Genomic DNA, 18,978 nt, shown 5'->3' with positions numbered 1-18,978 from the left:
TTCATCTCCTCTTTTACTGCTTAGCGTTGGAAAGGATAGAAGTATATTCTTGTAATTGTCTCGTAGATAAATCTATGTCTTGCTGCATAATATCTTTTAATTGCTGATCTGTAACTAATCCTCTCATCGTTTTGGACTTAGTCAAGCAATTGGTCTTAAATGCAGCTATTTCATGGACCTCAAGAACTTCATGTAAAGCGTAATTCATTTTTTCTACCTCCTTCCTCAAGGTTTTAACAAGACTTTTATACAATTATCCATTTTAGTGTCAAAAATCTCATAGCCACGCTTTGCCTCACTAAGTGGAAGTACATGACTCACGACATCTCCTGGATCAATTTTTCCGGTCGAAACTAATTCAAACATATATGGCATATAGTGGATCACAGGTGCTTGTCCAGAGCGAATATTGACGTTTCGGTTCATAATATCTCCCATTGGGAATCCATTATATTTGCCACCGTAAACGCCTGTAACTTGGATTGTCCCGCCTTTACGTACTGCTTGTGAAGCCATGATAAACGCACCAAATGCTCCACCCTGCAGTTTCATTCCACTCGCAAGGAACTCCATATCAGTCATTTTACCGTCCATACCAACTGCATCAATGACAACATCAGCGCCGCCCTTCGTCATTTCTTTCAAATGCATTCCTGCATTTTCAAAATGTGCGAAATTTATAATTTCAACTTTGTTAGTACGTTTGGCGTGTTGCAAGCGATAATCTACATAATCTACGGCAATGACACGCTTTGCTCCTTTTAGCCAACAGAATTTTTGAGCAAAAAGACCAACCGGACCACAGCCAAGAACAATAACTGTGTCTCCACCTTTTACGCCTGCATTGTCAACACTCCAATAACCAGTAGTCATTGCATCGGCAATAACTGCTAACTTTTCATCTGGTTCTTCACAAGTCTCTGGAATTTTGAAATGAGTAAAGTTGGCAAACGGTACTCTTAAATATTCAGCTTGCCCACCTGGATAGCCACCCGTCGTACCAGAATATCCGAAATAGGCACCCATATCACCATTATCATTGGAATTATCACATTGGCTTTCCAAATGGTTTTTACAGTAAAGGCATTCACCGCATGCTATATTAAAAGGAATAATAACACGATCTCCCTTTTTTACTTTCGTCACATCTGGACCAACTTCTTCGACGATTCCCATTGGTTCATGGCCAATTACATAGTTTTCTTGCAGGTTAGGAATCATGCCATGAATTAAATGTAAATCAGACCCGCATATAGCTGTACTGGTTACTTTAATAATCATGTCATCTCGTTTTTCAATCTTTGGATCTGGAACTTCTTTGACTACAACATTTTTAATGCCTTGATACGTTACTGCCTTCATGATAGATATCCTCCAGTGTTAGTGTTCATCAGGTGTTCGGTCAAACAGACCTTTTCTATTGGTCTCAACAGGAAATAAATTCATTTTGCCAATCATCAATGTATTGTTGGCAGAGAGTTGGTCTAGTTGATATTGTTCACTTAATTCGTATGGATGGAACCATTTTTTACTAATCATTAGTTCTGTAATTTCTTGGTGCATGGCAATCCCTTGCATTAACTGTTCTCGTAAGAGGGTTCTAACATCAGGTGATGCGGACTCCGTTAATGCGACTGCGATATTGCGAACACCTTCCTTGGCACGAAGAAGAAAGTCCATCGCAAATGTGGTATCTGCAAGCTCTGGTACGTGTAGCGAGTTTATAGGATCTAAATAGTCATGATTCACTGAATTTACCTCCTTTTCAATTGATTATTGGTGTTGGCCGGTTTTGAGGAACAGGGGCTTCAAAAGGTGCACGTTGATAAACTGCCTGTAATTCTCCCAGCGCTTGTATCGATTGTTCAACATCTTTTTTCATCAATGCTCTCAAATCATCATCAAATACAAGTCCTTGCATTAGTTTTGATTTCGCTAAGCAAAGAGTTTTAAAATTAATAACTTCATGTAGATCCAATGACTCATGATCGGCTAATTTTTGAATATCCATTTCTGATTACCCTCCTTTTTTACGTAAATACAATGTTAGTGTTCCGATTATTGGAGGAAACATTCTTTAATGTTTTTATAGGTGAATTATATTAAGTAGTTATAATGTACATATAATCCGGAAAATTAATTGGTAATAGTTAGGGCTAAACGCTTTGGTGGTCCTTTTTCTTATTAGCTAACAGATAATAGGTTAGTCGAACAAGAACTCTTTTAACTACATCAAGCTTTTTGATTTGAATATGGCATGGCAGAAGGCTAGGCTAAAAAGTATCAAGGGAAATAGTGGGAGGTAAAAAGTGCGGGCCTTGAAGTTCATGCTTTAAATCCTAATGCCGTAAAAACAATGAAAGAAGTAGGAATCAATATCTCAAACCAAACATCTGATGTAATCAATCCTGAAATTCTTAATAATGCTGCTTTAGTTGTGAGACTATGCGGACACGCAGTAGAGCATTGATCTGTAACTTTTCTACATGTGAAACGAGTTCACTGGGGCTTTGATGACCCGTCAAAAGCAGAAGGAAAAGATGAAGAAAAATGCATTCATCATTCGAAGTCTTTATATAAAGCTCCATAGAAGGATTAACCACATAAATATCTTTCCTTTTAGTAATGTCAAAAAGACGACTCCTTGTTTTGATCCTTTCCTTCTTTAATAAAGGTGTGGCAGCCCCATGGGTAAGTATTGTTAGACTAATCAATATAGTGAAGCTTATAATAAGAAAAGTATAATTTGTAAAGCGATTACAACAATCATTACAAATGAATAATTGGTTTCAAATTAATCTTTAAGCACTGTAAAGAACATAAAGTAAGGGATTCATCATATAGAATCCATATTATATTTTTTTAACTAACTAGGGGCGAAACGAATGAAGGATTCCAGATATATTGCACAGCCAGGCTTTACTGATACCGGGATGATTTTTAAGTTTGTACAAAAAAGTAACGAGTTTATTCATACTTTTGCCGAAGGGGAATTACTGTATAGATTGGGGTTTAATCGAGAGGATATCGTCGGAAAGACGCTTCATGATTTTTATTGGGATGATATTGACACTGCCAATTTACTAAACGGTTACTATAAAAAAGCGTGGGAAGGACAGTACATTGAATATAAAAGTAAATTTAGAGGTGTCTGTTATGTAATTTATTTAAGACCTTTATTTCATAAGGATAAAGTAGCTGAAGTAGTCGGAACTTGTGTGGAGATTACTAACAAAAAGATTATGGAAGAGGACATTCTTCAAAAAGAACAAGAACGAAAATTAATGAATTCCTATGCATTTCAGCGTAGTTTGATTGATCGGTTAGATAGTGGGATTGCAGTAACAGATTGCAATAAAAAAATAAGGCTCTTAAATAGGAAATTTTATGATCTTTTCCAGTTGAAGGGGGAAATTGATTGCCATATTGGGATGCACGCTTCGGATTTACATTACCTTTTTGATAAAGAAATTAATAAAATTAAGCTCGAAAATACAGAAAAACGAACGAGAACTACGAAAGAAATTAAAATAGATACAGGTATGACACTACGCTACAATTGTTTTCCTTTAAATGAGGAAAATGACTTTGTAGGCTACTTTTGGGAGTTTGAGGATATCACAGAACAAAAAAAAATGGAAAGAGTTATTATTCAGGCAAAAGAAGAAGCTGAAAAAGTGAACATGGCCAAATCAAGTTTTTTGTCTAAGATGAGTCATGAACTGCGTACGCCGCTGAATGGAATTCTGGGTTTTGCTCAATTATTGGAGATGGATGAATCTTTAAATGAACAACAGCGTGATTTTATACAGGAGATTTTAAGTGGAGGAAGCCATTTATTAAGTTTAATTAATGATATTTTAGACGTGTCAAGAATAGAAACAGGAAATTTAAAGATTTCTATAGAGGAAGTTCATCTTCTAACTGTCATCAAGGAATGTATCAATATTGTACAACCATTGGCTAAGAAGAAGAATATTAGTATTTATAGCCAACTGGATCAATGGGAAGATATGATCGTTCTTGCTGATCCTATACGTCTTAAACAAATATTGCTGAACCTACTTGATAATGCTATTAAATACAATCAAGAAAATGGAAAAGTTATCGTTTTCTGTCGTTTACAAGAGAATAAGCAGTACATTCATATCGTAGACACAGGCGTGGGCTTTTCTGTAGAGGAATATACTAAAGTGTTTGTTCCATTTTATCGAATTGAAAGTACAAAAGAAGAAGGTACAGGGATTGGGTTATCTTTAGTTAAACAGCTGGTGCATCTAATGGGAGGGGAGATTAATGTAACAAGCAATAAAGGAACAGGAAGTGAGTTTTGCTTTAGTCTTCCTCTTCCAAATGATTTAAAGACTGTCATACAATGGGGTGAACAAACTGAATTTCCTCCAACAAATAATAGGAAGGAAGATAACTATTGTTTGCTATATATTGAAGATAACGAATCCAACTTGCATCTAGTAAGTAACATCATTAAATCGCAGCCTTCCTATACGCTCTTATCAGCTCGTACAGGAAAAGAAGGAATAGAAATTGTAGCAAACGAAAAAATAGATTTGGTTCTTCTTGATATTAACCTCCCAGATATTAACGGATATGAAGTATTTGAAATTTTAAAAGCAGGCAAAGAAACGAAAGATATTGCTGTCATCGCTGTAAGTGCAAATGCAATGCCAAAAGATATTCAATATACATTGGATAAAGGCTTTGATAACTATTTAACAAAGCCCATTCATGTACAAGAGTTTTTGACAATCCTAAGTGAAACGCTAAACAATACAATTAATCAAAATATTCCAGATCATAAAATTTTAAGTACAGGACCACATGGCGAGGAAGCTGCCTCAGCAAAAACACTTCGTTTATCTTTGAAAGAACTAAAAAAAATTAAGAAAAAGAAATATAAGGCTGCTATTGCTATGCATTATACTCGAAGTGATTGGTCAAGGTCTCAATTGGAAGGAATGCAAACTACTTTTGAGAAAATGGGCATTGAGGTAGTAGCTGTGACAAATGCAGAATTTAAATGGAAAAAGCAAGTAGCTGACATTGAAAGCATTTTAGCTAAAAAACCGGATATCCTGGTGAGCATTCCAGTTGATCCAGAATTGACTGCAAACGTATATCAAAAAGCGGCCCAAGCTGGTGTGAAGCTGGTGTTTATGGACAATACACCGAATGGTTTGCAGCATGGGAAGGATTATGTAAGTATTGTTTCTGCTGACAATTATGGAAATGGCATTGAATCGGCCAACATCATGGCTGAGAAATTAGATAGAAAAGGTAAGGTTGGGATTATCTATCATGATGCAGATTTTTTTGCAACCAAACAAAGAACGGAAGCATTTGAAAAAACTATAAAGGAAAAGTACCCTAACATTCAAATTGTCGATCGGAGGGGAATTACTGATTCGAATGATGGAGAAAAAGTGGCATCCGGTATGATTGCTGAACATCAGGATTTAAATGGTATTTTTGTTGTATGGGATGTACCGGCTGAAGGAGCTTTGAGGGCAACTCGTACTGCAAAAAAAAGCAATTTAGTCATTACGACAATGGATTTGGGTATGAACGTAGCCTTGGAAATTGCACAGGATGGACCTATTAAAGGACTAGGTGCCCAGCTACCATACCAGCAAGGAGTCGCCGAAGCGATTCTAGCAGGGTATGCCCTACTTGGAAAACAAGCGCCACCCTATGTAGCCGTTCCGTCTCTAAAAGTAATGAAAGAAAATGTAATTGATGCTTGGCAGCTCGTTTATAATGAAGATGCTCCAGATATTATTCAAAGTGTTGCGAAATCAAGAAACGCTAGGGAAAAGGGGGAACAACAAGATGAAAGTATTGATCGCAGACGATGATGTTACCTCAAGAAAATTGTTAAGGTACTTTATTGGGAGTTTATCCAAATATAAAATTGTCGGAGAGGCCGCCAACGGTGAAGAATTGATACACTATGTTACGAAAGAAAAACCAGATCTTGCTTTAGTCGATATCGGAATGCCCTTATTGAATGGGATGGAAGCGATTAAAGCATGTAAAGAACTTTTCCCGACTTTACAAGTTATTTTTATTACTGGTCATGATAATTATGCACTTGAGGCATTTAACGTAAAGGCAGTAGACTATATTTTAAAGCCAATCGATAGAAATCGTTTATATGGTGCTTTAGAGAGAGCCTCCCAAGTGTCTATTTCACTAGTGGATAAAGAACATTCATTTAAAAAGGATTTAATGATTAAACAGCAGAAAAATATAATTTTTATTCCATTAGAAGAAATTATCTTTATTGAAAGACTTGATCGGAAATCTGTCATTCATACTAAAAATGGTAAATTCGAGACAAATGAAGCTTTAACTAGCTTGGAAGGGGCCGTTGATTCTAGGTTTATGATATCTCATAGATCTTATATTATAAATGTGGAACTTTTAACAAGAATCGAAGCAAAGGGTCAAATGTATAAAGCCTATTTTAAAGATTATAAGGAAACTGCAAGGATTTCCAAGCATAAAGTAGATAATCTGCAAAGGTACAAATTATTATAAAACATAGAGCTCAGCAATAAGTGCTGAGTTTTTTAATTTGTTGTTTTTTTGTTTATATGGATAAAAACGACGCTTAAAAGGAAATTTAAAGAGTTTGAATCTCAGGAAACGTTGTCTGAATCCAATTAGACAATACTTTTGTATGCGGTTACAATTCTGTTATAGAGAAGAACAAGAAAAGAGAGTCGTAAAATGGTGCGAATAATAGATGTAGCAAAAAAAGCAAATGTTTCAACTGCTACAGTGTCAAGAGTGCTAAGTAAACCTAACACTGTAACGGAAGAAACGACTGAGAAAGTATTACAAGTAATTAAAGAATTAAACTATCAGCCAAATGCATTAGCTCGCCAGTTAAGAACATTAGAAACCAAAACCATTCTAGTCATTGTACCTGATATAACAAATCCTTTTTTTTCGAAGGTATTAAGAGGAATTGAGTCTGTAGCTGTCATAAACGGATATCAAGTTCTGCTTGGGGATACGGGCAATGATTTGGAAAGAGAAAATGGGTATTTAAATATACTTCTGCAAAAAAAAGCTGATGGAATGGTTTTACTAACGGCGAGAATGAAATCGAAGAACATTGAGGAAATGGCTCTCAAATATCCTGTAGTTTTGGCATGTGAATATATAGAAGGTTCAGCCATCCCCACCGTTTCTATTAATAATATCAGCGGGGCTCAAAAAGCAACAGAATATTTGGTTAAGCTGGGACATAAAAGGATAGGATTTATATCAGGTCCCCTAGGTGGAGTGATAGGCCAGGATCGATTAAAAGGATTTTATCAGACAATGACACGATACAACCTGACAGTTGAGTCCATTCTAGTGCAGGAGGGTGATTTTTCTTATGAAAGCGGTTTTAATATAATGAATCAATTTTTGGATCTTAATCATCCTCCAACAGCCGTGTTTGCAGCAAATGATGAGATGGCATTTGGAGCTATAAATGCTATTTCTTCAAAAGGATTAAGTGTTCCACATGATATTTCCGTAGTAGGATTTGATGATATAAAATTTTCATCTATTTTCAAACCGGCTCTTACAACCATCTCACAGCCAGCTTTTGAGATGGGCACGATGGCAATGAAATTACTTATAAAGTTGATGAATAAGGAAGAAATTGAAAGACATCAATATTTAATGGAAGATCAGCTTATCATACGTGATTCATGCTCAACACATCTTTCATAAGGGAATAAGAGTTCTTTTGAAAATGTGTCTGATGATTTAAATCTTCTTGTTTTTTAAAATTAAGATGTAATCGATTACAAATGGTTGGAAAAAGAATTGCTTAATATCCGATTAAAAAGGGATTTTTAGTTTGGGTTTTTGATAAGTACAATCAATTACAAGTACAGGTAGTAAACACAGCTTCTTCTTATAATAAATTAAAAAATATAGTCTTTTTCTAGAATACTTTGTAATCGATTACATGTATTTTGATTCAATTATTTCTTATCTAAATTAATTTAGGGAGGTGATGAAATCCCAGTATTAATACACCATGTACTCATAAGGAATCTTTAAAGATAGGAGAGAAACCATGAAACTAGGATATCAGACAAATACGTGGGGCGGGGTAGTAGGGCATCCTGCCGGAGTCACTTCGATAAAAGACCTTTATTACCTTGCAAATGGATCAACAGAAGAAGCTTTAAAGGATATTGCAGAAGTTGGATATAAAGGATTTGAAATGTTTGACGGAAATCTAATGGAATTTAAAGATAGAAAAGAAGAATTCAGAGCATTGCTGAACCGTTACTCTTTAGACTTTATTGGAGTTTACACTGGAGGGAATTTTATTTTCCCGGATATTTTGGAAGAGGAATTATTGAAAATTGAAGAGGTTGCAGCTCTTGCTTCTGAACTAGGAGCGCAGCATCTAGTAATTGGTGGAGGAGCTATCCGTACGAATGGTATTTTAGAAAGCGATTACGCTGATTTAGGCAATGCACTTAATCGAGTAGTAGTAATTGCAGAGAAATATAATCTTATTCCAAGCTATCACCCGCATTTAGGAACAAACGTAGAGGCCCCAGACCAGCTGGACAAATTAATGGCACTAACAACGATTAATTTATGTCCGGATACAGCGCATATCGAAGCAGGTGGAGGGAATCCGGTAGAAGTAATTAAAAAATATGCAGATCGCATTAAATATATTCATTTCAAAGATTATTATAATGGAGAATTTCTTCCTTTAGGAGAAGGACATCAAAAGTTTGATCAAATGATCCAAGTTCTGGATGAAATTGGATATGATGAATGGCTTACAGTAGAATTAGATAGCTATAATGATCCGAAAAAAGGAGCAGAAACCAGTTTTAACTTCTTATTAAGTTTTGAAACGGCCAATAAGTCTTAAGGTCAAGAAGAAAGTAGCAGAGATAATATATTAGAAACTTGAAGTCTAATTTACCATAACGATATAGAAAATGTTATTTAAAAGATAGTAGATCGGAATAAATAGACTACTTTCATAGGAGGAGAATAAAAATGAAAAAGTTAAACGTAGGTATGATTGGCGGAGGATTTATGGGGAAGGCGCATGCACTCGCTTACGCAGGTATGCCAATGTTTTTTTGGACGGCGCCAGCAGTTCCTCAACGACACACAGTCGTTGATGTGACCGAAGAGTTAGCAAAAGATGCAGCGGAACGTTTAGGATTTGAAAACTATTCATCTGATTGGAGAAAGGTAGTAGAAGATCCTGAAATTGATATTATTGATATTGTAACACCAAATGACTCTCATGCAGAGATTGCCATTGCAGCTGCCAAAGCAGGTAAACATATCATTTCAGAAAAACCGTTAGCACGAACTGCAGCAGAAGCAAAAACAATGCTTGACGCAGTAAAAGAAGCAGGTGTTAAACATATGGTCGCATTTAACTATCGCAGAACACCAGCCGTTGCTCTAGCAAAAAAATATATTGAGGAAGGAAGAATCGGAAAGATTTTAAACTTCCGAGGCACATACCTGCAAGACTGGTCTGCGGATCCTAACTCGCCTTTATCATGGCGCTTCCAAAAAGAGCGAGCTGGTTCAGGTGCATTAGGTGATATCGGAACACATGTGATTGACTTTGCAAGATATCTTGTGGGTGACATTTCAGAAGTAATGGCTATTGCAAAGACATGGATTGGTGAAAGACCGATTCAAAGTGGCGGGGTAGATAAACTAGGAACTGTAAAAGCAGAAACTGATGTACCAAAAGGTAAAGTTGATGTAGACGATGAGTTTTCAACTTTAATTAAATTTGATAACGGCGCAGTAGGAAGCATTGAAGCGACCCGTAATGCCTGGGGTCGCAACAACTTCTTAACATTTGAAATTCACGGAGAGAAAGGTTCATTATACTTTAACTATGAACGCCGTGATGAGCTTCAAGTATGTTTCTCCGATGATCCAAGTGATAGCCGCGGATTCAGAACGGTTTATACGGGACCTGCACATCCATATGGAGAGGGTCTATGGCCAATCCCAGCATTAGGAATTGGGTACGGGGAAACAAAAATTATTGAAACATATGATTTCCTCAAATCAATCGCTGAAGATACAAACGTATCACCAGATTTTGAAGACGGTTATCAAATCGCCGTTATTTCAGATGCTATCCTTGAATCAGCTGAAAAAGGTGTATGGGTTAATCTTACAGAAAATTTAGTGAAAGCTTAAGCAATACTTTAGTAGTGGCTAGTCCTAGTAGACTAGCCTTTATTAGAAATAGAGTTGTTGATTTGTGATTCGGATCAATAGAGGCAGGTCAACAAACGGCTATATATAAAGGTTTTAATTCTCTTTTTAGCTACTACGTAAGTAAAAGAAATCATGGAAAATAAAGTTTATTAAGGTGGAGAAAGAAATGGAAAAAATAAAAGTTGGAGTTATTGGGACAGGGTTTATTGGACCTACTCATATTGAGGCTATCAGAAGACTCGGTTTTGTAGAAGTAGTTGGATTAGCAGAACATGGCCAGGAAGTAGCAGAACAAAAAGCGGTTGAACTTGGAATTCCGAAAGCTTATGGGGATTATCGTGACATGTTAAAAGACAGTGAGATTCAAGTTGTTCATAACTGTACACCTAATCACCTTCACTTTCAAATTAATAAAGACATTATTCAAGCAGGCAAACATGTTTTATCGGAGAAACCATTAGCTATGTCTAGTGAAGAATCAGCCGAGCTATTGAAATTAGCTAAAGAGCACCAGGTCGTACATGGCGTAAACTTTAACTACCGCCAATTTCCGATTGTAAAACAATTAGAAACAATGATCAGAAACGGTGAGTTAGGGAAAGTCAACTTAGTGCACGGAAGTTATTTACAAGACTGGTTATTGTTCGAAACAGACTTTAATTGGCGTTTAGCTCCTGAAGTCGGAGGGAAATCACGAGCGGTAGCGGATATCGGTTCTCATTGGTGTGATACAGTTCAATATGTAACAGGTAAAAAAATCGTCGAAGTTTTTGCTGATTTAGCAACTGTTATACCAGTAAGAAAAAAATCTACTTCTCAAGGATCTACTTTTGGGGGACAAAAAGGACAAGAAGAAGCATATGAAGATGTTCCGATTAACACAGAAGACTATGCATCTGTTCTTGTACGTTTTGAAGACGGGGTAAAAGGCTTATTTACTGTGTCTCAAGTAAGTGCAGGGCGAAAAAATAGACTAAGCTTCGAAATCGCTTGCAGTCAAAATTCTGCTTTTTGGAATCAAGAAGAACCAGAAAAGCTGTGGATTGGCTATCGAGATCAACCAAATCAAACTCTTCTTGCAGATCCTACTTTATTTAATCCTGAAGCAAAATCGTCCATTCATCATCCGGGGGGCCATAATGAAGGCTGGCCAGATGCATTAAAAAATGGATTGTTGAATTTCTATACCTTTATTCGAGAAGGTAAAAATCCTTTAAGTGATAAAGCCACTTTCGCGACATTTGAAGATGGACATATGTCCATGTGCATTACCGACGCCATTTTGGCAAGTCATGAACAACAAAAATGGATGAAAGTGAAGGTAAAGCAGGAGGTACGTGCATGAAATTAGGGGTGTTTACAGTTCTTTATCAAAACTTGCCTTTTGAAGAGATGCTGGACAAACTATGTGAAATGGGTTTAGAGGCCGTTGAATTAGGCACAGGCAATTATCCAGGAAACAGTCATTGTAATCCCGATGAATTACTAGAGAGCCCAGAGAAATTAAAAAGATTTCAAGCTGCCCTTACAAGTAGAGGACTTACAATAAGTGGTCTAAGTTGTCATGGGAATTTACTGCATCCAAATAAGATAGTTGCCAAAAAGGCTCATGACGTGTGGAGAAAAACAGTTTTATTAGCTGAACGTTTAGAAGTGCCGGTGATTAATGGATTTTCTGGGTGCCCAGGTGACCACCCAGGTGCCAAAAATCCGAACTGGGTAATCTGCTCTTGGCCACAGGAATATACAGAAATCCTGGATTGGCAGTGGAATGAAGTAGTCATTCCTTACTGGAAAGAGGAAGTGAAATTTGCAGAGTCACACGGTATCCATCAAATTGCGCTTGAAATGCACCCGGGGTTTGTTGTGTATAACCCTGAAACTCTCTTGAAATTAAGAGAGCATGCTGGGCAAAGTATTGGAGCTAATTTTGATCCAAGCCATTTGATTTGGCAAGGGATTAATCCAGTAGAAGCCATTAAAAAACTTGGTCGAGAAGAGGCTATTTTTCATTTTCATGCAAAAGATACGTATTTGGATCAGGCAAATATTAGTGTTAATGGGGTATTAGATACAAAACATTACAGTGATACTTTGAATCGTTCGTGGACATTTAGATCCGTAGGATATGGGCAAAACGAAAAAGTATGGAAAGATATGGTGAGTGCGCTTCGTGCGGTAGGATATGATTATGTGATATCCATTGAACATGAAGATATGCTAGCTTCGTTAGATGAAGGATTAAGTAAGGCCATCTCTTTATTAAAAGGCGCACAATTTAAAGAACAATTAACTGAAATGTGGTGGGCGTAACAGTATATTTTCTATGTAATTAATGATAAATACCCAGTCGGGTATTTATCATTAACCATTGAAGAGAACCATCTAATGAGTAAATGTGACTATCAGCATTGTTAAATATATAATTTTGAGGTGATTAAAATGAATGCGATTTCAAAAAGAGAGCAAAACACCAAAGGTCTTCCATCAGCTATGATTTGGGGCTATATCGCAACTCTAATTTTTATGGTAGGAGATGGTCTCGAACATGGTTGGCTTTCACCATATCTTATTGAACATGGCTTAACCGTTCAACAATCTTCTACTCTCTTTGCAGCATACGGAGCTATATTAGCAATCGCCTCCTACTTTTCGGGTGTCCTTACAGAAGCATGGGGACCAAGAAAGGTTATGATAGCAGGCTTGGTTATCTGGTTAGTAGGTCAAATTCTTTTTATTGAATATGGTCTAAAACCGCATAATTATGCAGTTATGTTACCGACTTATGCTATTCGAGGATTTGGTTATCCTTTATTTTGCTATTCGTTTTTAGTTTGGGTTACGTATCGCAGTCCTGAACGTATTTTAGCTACGGCAATAGGGCTATTTTGGGCAGCATGGAGTGGCGGTCTTTATGTTGTTGGAAGTTATTTTCCAGCTTATATGATTCCGAAAATCGGATATATCGGATTAATGTGGAGTGCGGTCGTATGGGTGTTAATCGGTGGATTAATTGGAGTTGTTGTTGTAAAAGGCCAAGTACATGAACGTGAGGGTAATGGCAAGGAAAAATTGAAAAGTTTACTCAGTGGACTAACTATTTGTATTGAAAAGCCAAAAATCGCAATAGGCGGAGTTGTTCGTATAATAAACTCCACCGGCGTAGGTGCTCTTCCAATCTTTTTCCCTCTATACTTGTCCTCTGAATATGGATACAGTACAGAAGAATGGTTACAAGTATGGGGAACTATGTGGGTGGCCAATATCTCTTTTAACTTAGTCATTCCTTATATCAGTGACAAATGGTTAGGCTGGCGAAAGACAATTATGTGGATTGGCAGTGTCGGTTGCGGTGTAATGACTCTGGTTATGCTTTATACTCCTCAAATGTTCGGGCATAATTTCTGGGCATTAACTGTGGTAGGCATAATTTTTGGAATCGTTCTATGTGGTTATGTACCACTCTCTGCTCTAGTAAGTTCATTAGCACCCGAAAAGAAAGGCTCAGCTATGGCTATTGTAAGTTTTGGGGCTGGAATGTCTTACTTTATTGCACCTGCAATTGTAGGAACATTCATTGGTAGCATGGGTGTACACGGAGTCATGTGGATATTTGCTGGTTTGTATTTTGTTAGTGCTATTTTGATGATATTTATGAAATTACCAGGTGAAAAAAAACAAAACAAGAGCAGTTATTCACCTGAGAAACAAGTCGGTTGAAAGTAAGGACAATCAATATGGCAGACAGGATTTTATACTGTTTTAACGAATTACTAAAGTGAGTGGATATCATATAACAAACATAATAAAAAAGTCCTTGAAATTCAAATAATTTCATGGATTTTTTTATTTTCCTAATGGACAAGTTAACAAGTGAATTCTTTAGAGATGTTAGCAATGCATGAGTTATTTTATACTCCCATTTAAAGAATCTCTGTCTAAAGTGTGTGAATCAAATGAGATAATTGCAGAAATAAAGTATCCCTTGTATTAAGGTTGTTCATATGCAAAATTAATAAATAACTCTTCTTTCTTAGCCCTGCTGCTCTAATTCTTAGTCAGCGATCTCCTCCACATTTAATAAAGCAATTACCTATTTGCTCTTGTAGAGTAAAGCTCTCTTTTTTGATGTGTTTCTTCTATTGATGATAAAGAAAGAATAAATAAACTCTAAGATTGTAGCTAAAGCTAGAATAGGCACAGTAACCTTAATTATAATACCAAAAGTACTTGCTGTATCAACTGATAAAAGAAACAATCGAATTGTAACTACATACAAAATTATCGAAGTGACTAAAGAAACGATTGATATCTTTAACGCATTAAAAAAAATTCTCCATATAACTGACCGTTTTTGGTGTTTATTAACAGAAAATCAGTAGGATATTTAAGTTAATGTAGAGAAGAAATTGCGAATAATTGAAACAAATAGGCTGATTTAATCATTCTTCAAATGTTCCTATATTTTTTTGCCTCTTGTTGTTGATTAACAAGCACTATCTAAGATAAATCGTACTCATTATTAAAAATACGTCTTATAACAGACATTGTAAATCTAACCAATAATAAGGAAAAAGAGAGGGAATAAAAAGTAGTTGTCCAATTCCATCCATTTTTATATTTAATAAGGCGTGTATTTTTTTCTAGCCACAGCTCAGCAATAGTCATAGGTATACTGAAATACAGAACTTTTAAAAGGCACTGAATGATGCGGGAATCCTTAGTTAGTTGATTATAAAAGACACAAGTAATTGGGAAAAGTATGTAATCAAACAACACGCTTGTTTTAACTTGTCTTGGAAATCGGGTGGGATATTGAACATAGCCTCTTTTTACAATCAGATTATCGACCAATGATGCATAGTAACTTTTTATAAAGAAAACAAGGAGCCATTCCTTTGCAAGTGGTTTTTTTATTAAATATATAAAAGAACTAATACCAAAGAGATAAAGGAATTTTATAAGGTTTATTTCAAATTTTCGACCCAATGTTTAGCACCTCCACAAAGATAGTTTATCTTTAATGCAGAAGGTTATACTAAGGAAATTCCATAATTAGATTAGTAAACAGTGAATAAGCAAGGTTCTATTTTGATATAAAATTGTTTCCTGGTTATGAACATTTTCACTTAAACTAACGGGTAGCAAATGCTTAATATGTACAATCGCTTTCTCACTTATTTGAAATAGAAACGGTCACCGTGACTCTAGACAAGCTGGCGAGAAGGTTTGCTCTTTAGTCTTCTTGACGGATTGGCTGATACCCGTGCTGGAGCTGGACATTCTATAAAATATAAAAGAATAATCATAGGGACAGCTCTACTTTTTCAAAGAGGAAAGGATCCGCCCCTGTGATTAAAAACTTATTTTCTTTTAAGAAGCCAGTCTTGAAAATCGGTGGCAATTATTCTTTCACCTGTGATTCCCTCTGCAGCAGCTGAGGCTAAAAAAACAATCGGCTCGGCCATAACCTTTGGATCTAATAGCTGGAATTTTGATTCAATCTCTTTTCGAACTTCGTCCGGAATCATCCCGGTAGTAGTGGCACCACCCGGTAAAAGCATATTCACCATAATTCCATATTCCTTTAAATCTTCGGCCATTATATATGAGAGTGATTCAGTAGCTGCCCTCGATGGTCCATAGGGTACAAAACCCTTTCTTTTCATAGTCTCATGGTTCATAGAAATATTAATCATTCGCCCATGACCTTGTTCCATCATTAAAGGAGCAAACCCTCGAGCTACTAAAAAATAGCCTGTGAGATTGATGTCAATTAAATCTCGAAACCCCTCTGGTGTTACTTTGAAAAATGGCTGAGGCTCGACTAAAAAACGCGGGTTTACTGTCCTCATCCCAATTCCCGCATTATTGACGAGAACATCGAGTTTCCCCCATTCTCTTTTCACCCATTCGACCGCGTTATTGACGGATTGTTCTGATCGAACATCTAAAGGAATTCCAACAGCAGGATAACCCTCGCGCTTTAATTTCTCTACTGCTTGATCCAATTTAGTTCCACCTCTAGAAGCTAACGCCACCGTGGCGCCACCTTGAAGCAAAGCCTCCGCCATGGAAAATCCTAGGCCGCTTGAAGCACCTGTTACGAGTGCATGGATATTTCTTAACTCTTTTGTATTCATTGGCATTTTCCCTCCGAAATGTTATTAAACCACTGACTGATACAGTATTCTATGTAATCATCACTTTATACGAAATTTCTTTAAAAAGCAAAGCTATGATAAAAGAGTAGGAGACTTAAATTGCTAAAGAGGCGGTTTAGCTTAAATACATTTCTTCATAAAGTTAAAAAAGAAAATTTTCCTAATTTCTTTTTTATAACAGCTTACCGTTGATTTGGGAATATTGAACTTCGCTACCTGCTAATTGAATTCTACTTCATCTGGAGACCTTTAAATTAAAATGTTTCCTTCCTTCTGAGAGACTTATTAAATTTCGAAAACAATCAATTCAATCATCTTTTCGTATAGAAAACCTTATTAAGAAACATGCATTAGAAAAAATATAAATCATATATATGAGATATCCCGTTTGAATGTTTGAGGAGGATATTATGAAACCTATGTTACCTAGTGAAAAATATTTCGGTAATTTAGAACTAGTTTATGCATTTTATGGGGCTATGCCTACAGGTGTTACTGTTTCAGAAACCGGTCGTATTTTCATTTGCTTTCCGAAATGGGGAGACGATGTTAAATTTACAGTGGCGGAAATTGTTCAAGATAAATTGCAGTCTTATCCCAATTTACAAACCAATTTGGTTAACTCCGAAAATATCACAATGACTTTCATCAGTGTCCAAAGTGTAGTCGCTGATGGAAGGGGAACGCTTTGGATATTAGATACAGCAGCACCCAATTTTTCTGAACCTATTAAGGGGGGAGCGAAATTAGTCGCTGTTGATTTAGAAACCAATACAATAAGAAAAGTATATACCTTTACAGAAGATGTTGTTCTACCTACAACTTATCTGAATGATGTCCGTTTTGATTTTCGTGTTGGAAAAGCAGGTTATGCCTATATAACAGATTCTTCTTCAAAAGGACCAGGAGCTATTATTGTCGTAGATTTATCAAATGGAAACGCGTTTAGACGGTTAAATGGAGCAAAATCAACTTCACCCGATCCCTATTTTTTACCGAAGGTAGAAGGTGAAATTTTGATGAATAGAAACATAGATGGCTCAACTTCCACATTTAGATTGGCTTCTGATGGAATAGCGATTTCTCCCGATGGCAAAGTTTTATTTTTTTGTCCACTAACCAGTCGTCATCTTTTCTCGATTCCAACAGAAGTTCTAAGGAACCGAACTATACCAGATAAAGATTTAATTTATCATGTGGAGTATTGGGGAGAAAAAGGTGCTTCTGATGGAATGATCACCGATGCAAAGGGAACTGTTTATGCTGGAGATTACGAAAACAACAGTATTCGTAAGATATTTCCAAATGGCATAATGGAAACTATCGCACATGATCCGAGAATTTTGTGGCCGGATACTTTTTCAATCGGTCCGGATCAATATTTGTATGTCATTGTGAACCAATTACATCGACAGCCTAGATTTCATTATGGAAAAGACTTACGAGAGAAACCTTATAGTTTACTTCGTATCAAAATTGATGAATTTCCTGCTCCAACCTTTTCATCATAAAAATAGTCAATTAATTGTTTTCATTATATAGTGTAAAACAAACACGAGTAAGCAAGAAGTATTAGCTTTATTTACTTTTGCCAAATAACATCAAAATGGTTTAATAGAAACAGTTTATTTGGTTAGTGTTAAAATGCTCCAAGGATTTTTTTATAATATCGGTAAATTTAATGCTGTATTGATATTATTTAAATCCAAACCGATCTGTTCGTTTGTATCCCAAACATTGTAATCCTTATAAGCTTATTTAATAACATGAATACTGCATACATATCTAGTTAACATAATGGATTTTATAGGTAGTCATAACACAAAGTGAGAAACATAGAATACAAAAAGGAACTATCAGCCTGATCTTTCCTTAAGAAAAAACAATTCAACTCCCAGGGATTGTTTTTTCTCTTTTTAATAATAATTATTTTTTTACATATTGAGCAAACTATCTAAGACGCTGCGAAGCTTCTAATTGGAAATCCTCACTACTTTCTTGAGTTCACAACATGCTTCATGAAAAGACTACTGATCCCTGTTCAGTAGTCTTTTCTTTTGAATTACACTTAAAATAAACCAAATAACTATTCTGTTTTTAAACATCCATTTATCTTCCTTAATAAATTATATATTATTCATAATTTATTCCAAAACAAAAGTCCGCAAAAGTATACCTTTACGAACCTATCATTTACATAAGAAATCTATTATTTTTACCGTTCGTTTAAGTTTAAAGATGACATATAAACGTCCTCTAAAAACATAGACTTTAACGAACTTATTTTCGTAATAATATAAATATTAATTTAACTTAATTATAAAAGTACAAAAGAAGGAGCATCATCTAAATATATAGGAAACTCATAAGAAGAGTCTTTAACTTATAAAAAGTAAAGACTCTTTTGGGACCGTCAATAATTTTGTGTAAATACGAATTTCCTTTTCTTATAGATGTTATTCACTAGTTTGTTTTAAACATCATTTGTAGCTCTGCGCGAGCTTGATCAAAACCAATATGACATCTTGTCGCAAAGCGCTGATTATACTGGTCC

General features: G+C 35.9%; 15 protein-coding genes and 1 pseudogene. 10 read left to right on the top strand and 6 right to left on the bottom strand.

Going from position 1 to position 18,978, the window contains the following annotated elements; genetic code table 11:
* Positions 1–13 precede the first annotated feature (13 nt).
* The 4 genes from AC1D0Y_RS27030 to AC1D0Y_RS27015 are packed head-to-tail and all read right to left on the bottom strand — an operon-like array spanning position 14 to position 2,011.
* Entirely contained in the window at positions 14–208 is a 195-nt protein-coding gene (locus AC1D0Y_RS27030; RefSeq protein WP_060747510.1) for a hypothetical protein, read from the bottom strand.
* Positions 209–225: 17 nt separating this feature from the next.
* Positions 226–1,362 carry a zinc-dependent alcohol dehydrogenase gene (locus tag AC1D0Y_RS27025; RefSeq protein ID WP_060747509.1) on the bottom strand — a complete coding sequence of 379 codons (1,137 nt, stop codon included), beginning with the start codon at positions 1,360–1,362 and terminating at the stop codon, positions 226–228.
* Positions 1,363–1,380: 18 nt separating this feature from the next.
* The gene (locus AC1D0Y_RS27020) at positions 1,381–1,749 is read right to left on the bottom strand and encodes a spore coat protein (RefSeq protein WP_016766279.1); all 369 of its coding nucleotides are present in this window, start codon (positions 1,747–1,749) and stop codon (positions 1,381–1,383) included.
* A 16-nt stretch (positions 1,750–1,765) separates the two neighbouring features.
* Positions 1,766–2,011, bottom strand: coding sequence for a hypothetical protein (locus AC1D0Y_RS27015; RefSeq protein ID WP_034649925.1), 246 nt, complete (start codon positions 2,009–2,011; stop codon positions 1,766–1,768).
* 285 nt (positions 2,012–2,296) lie between these two features.
* Between AC1D0Y_RS27015 and AC1D0Y_RS27010 the strand changes: the two are divergent.
* The 9 genes and pseudogenes from AC1D0Y_RS27010 to AC1D0Y_RS26970 all read left to right on the top strand — a co-directional run.
* Positions 2,297–2,551 (top strand): annotated as a pseudogene (locus AC1D0Y_RS27010) (arsenate reductase/protein-tyrosine-phosphatase family protein); the annotation flags it as partial.
* Between the two features lie 382 nt (positions 2,552–2,933).
* Positions 2,934–5,873: a substrate-binding domain-containing protein gene (locus tag AC1D0Y_RS27005; RefSeq protein ID WP_427597240.1), complete on the top strand. Its 2,940-nt coding sequence runs from the start codon at positions 2,934–2,936 to the stop codon at positions 5,871–5,873.
* A complete protein-coding gene (locus tag AC1D0Y_RS27000) occupies positions 5,848–6,558 on the top strand; it encodes a LytR/AlgR family response regulator transcription factor (protein WP_060747507.1) in 711 nt (236 codons plus the stop codon). The genes AC1D0Y_RS27005 and AC1D0Y_RS27000 overlap by 26 nt, the downstream gene beginning before the upstream one ends.
* Positions 6,559–6,750: 192 nt before the next feature.
* Positions 6,751–7,752 (top strand): LacI family DNA-binding transcriptional regulator, encoded by a 1,002-nt coding sequence (locus tag AC1D0Y_RS26995; RefSeq protein ID WP_016766275.1) that lies wholly within the window; start codon positions 6,751–6,753, stop codon positions 7,750–7,752.
* Between the two features lie 352 nt (positions 7,753–8,104).
* The gene (locus AC1D0Y_RS26990; RefSeq protein WP_477708172.1) at positions 8,105–8,926 is read left to right on the top strand and encodes a sugar phosphate isomerase/epimerase family protein; all 822 of its coding nucleotides are present in this window, start codon (positions 8,105–8,107) and stop codon (positions 8,924–8,926) included.
* A gap of 131 nt (positions 8,927–9,057) precedes the next feature.
* A complete protein-coding gene (locus tag AC1D0Y_RS26985; RefSeq protein WP_477708171.1) occupies positions 9,058–10,239 on the top strand; it encodes a levoglucosan dehydrogenase in 1,182 nt (393 codons plus the stop codon).
* Positions 10,240–10,426: 187 nt separating this feature from the next.
* On the top strand, positions 10,427–11,605 hold the full coding sequence (locus AC1D0Y_RS26980) for a Gfo/Idh/MocA family protein (protein WP_060747504.1): 1,179 nt from the start codon (positions 10,427–10,429) through the stop codon (positions 11,603–11,605).
* Entirely contained in the window at positions 11,602–12,573 is a 972-nt protein-coding gene (locus AC1D0Y_RS26975; protein ID WP_477708170.1) for a sugar phosphate isomerase/epimerase family protein, read from the top strand. The genes AC1D0Y_RS26980 and AC1D0Y_RS26975 overlap by 4 nt, the downstream gene beginning before the upstream one ends.
* 129 nt (positions 12,574–12,702) lie before the next feature.
* A complete protein-coding gene (locus tag AC1D0Y_RS26970) occupies positions 12,703–13,980 on the top strand; it encodes an MFS transporter (protein ID WP_016766270.1) in 1,278 nt (425 codons plus the stop codon).
* A 780-nt stretch (positions 13,981–14,760) separates the two neighbouring features.
* Here AC1D0Y_RS26970 and AC1D0Y_RS26965 read toward each other — a convergent pair.
* Together AC1D0Y_RS26965 and AC1D0Y_RS26960 are read right to left on the bottom strand one after the other, a co-directional pair.
* Positions 14,761–15,249 (bottom strand): CBO0543 family protein, encoded by a 489-nt coding sequence (locus AC1D0Y_RS26965; RefSeq protein ID WP_060747502.1) that lies wholly within the window; start codon positions 15,247–15,249, stop codon positions 14,761–14,763.
* Between the two features lie 374 nt (positions 15,250–15,623).
* Entirely contained in the window at positions 15,624–16,403 is a 780-nt protein-coding gene (locus tag AC1D0Y_RS26960; RefSeq protein WP_254176832.1) for an SDR family NAD(P)-dependent oxidoreductase, read from the bottom strand.
* Positions 16,404–16,834: 431 nt separating this feature from the next.
* Here AC1D0Y_RS26960 and AC1D0Y_RS26955 point away from each other — a divergent pair, with 431 nt between their 5' ends.
* On the top strand, positions 16,835–17,935 hold the full coding sequence (locus AC1D0Y_RS26955; RefSeq protein ID WP_477708169.1) for an L-dopachrome tautomerase-related protein: 1,101 nt from the start codon (positions 16,835–16,837) through the stop codon (positions 17,933–17,935).
* Positions 17,936–18,978: the final 1,043 nt, after the last annotated feature.

This window comes from Priestia sp. P1_B12_1 (genome assembly GCF_056406695.1).
Note: the sequence above shows the minus strand (reverse complement) of the source record. Positions and strands in the feature narration are given on the sequence as shown.

Coding starts and splice junctions, on each gene's coding strand:
- AC1D0Y_RS26985 (WP_477708171.1), top strand. CDS start 9,058: ATGAAAAAGTTAAACGTAGGTATGATTGGCGGAGGATTTATGGGGAAG.
- AC1D0Y_RS26955 (WP_477708169.1), top strand. CDS start 16,835: ATGAAACCTATGTTACCTAGTGAAAAATATTTCGGTAATTTAGAACTA.
- AC1D0Y_RS26990 (WP_477708172.1), top strand. CDS start 8,105: ATGAAACTAGGATATCAGACAAATACGTGGGGCGGGGTAGTAGGGCAT.
- AC1D0Y_RS26995 (WP_016766275.1), top strand. CDS start 6,751: ATGGTGCGAATAATAGATGTAGCAAAAAAAGCAAATGTTTCAACTGCT.
- AC1D0Y_RS26980 (WP_060747504.1), top strand. CDS start 10,427: ATGGAAAAAATAAAAGTTGGAGTTATTGGGACAGGGTTTATTGGACCT.
- AC1D0Y_RS26975 (WP_477708170.1), top strand. CDS start 11,602: ATGAAATTAGGGGTGTTTACAGTTCTTTATCAAAACTTGCCTTTTGAA.
- AC1D0Y_RS26960 (WP_254176832.1), bottom strand. CDS start 16,403: ATGAATACAAAAGAGTTAAGAAATATCCATGCACTCGTAACAGGTGCT.
- AC1D0Y_RS27015 (WP_034649925.1), bottom strand. CDS start 2,011: ATGGATATTCAAAAATTAGCCGATCATGAGTCATTGGATCTACATGAA.
- AC1D0Y_RS27005 (WP_427597240.1), top strand. CDS start 2,934: ATGATTTTTAAGTTTGTACAAAAAAGTAACGAGTTTATTCATACTTTT.
- AC1D0Y_RS26970 (WP_016766270.1), top strand. CDS start 12,703: ATGAATGCGATTTCAAAAAGAGAGCAAAACACCAAAGGTCTTCCATCA.
- AC1D0Y_RS27025 (WP_060747509.1), bottom strand. CDS start 1,362: ATGAAGGCAGTAACGTATCAAGGCATTAAAAATGTTGTAGTCAAAGAA.
- AC1D0Y_RS27000 (WP_060747507.1), top strand. CDS start 5,848: ATGAAAGTATTGATCGCAGACGATGATGTTACCTCAAGAAAATTGTTA.
- AC1D0Y_RS27030 (WP_060747510.1), bottom strand. CDS start 208: ATGAATTACGCTTTACATGAAGTTCTTGAGGTCCATGAAATAGCTGCA.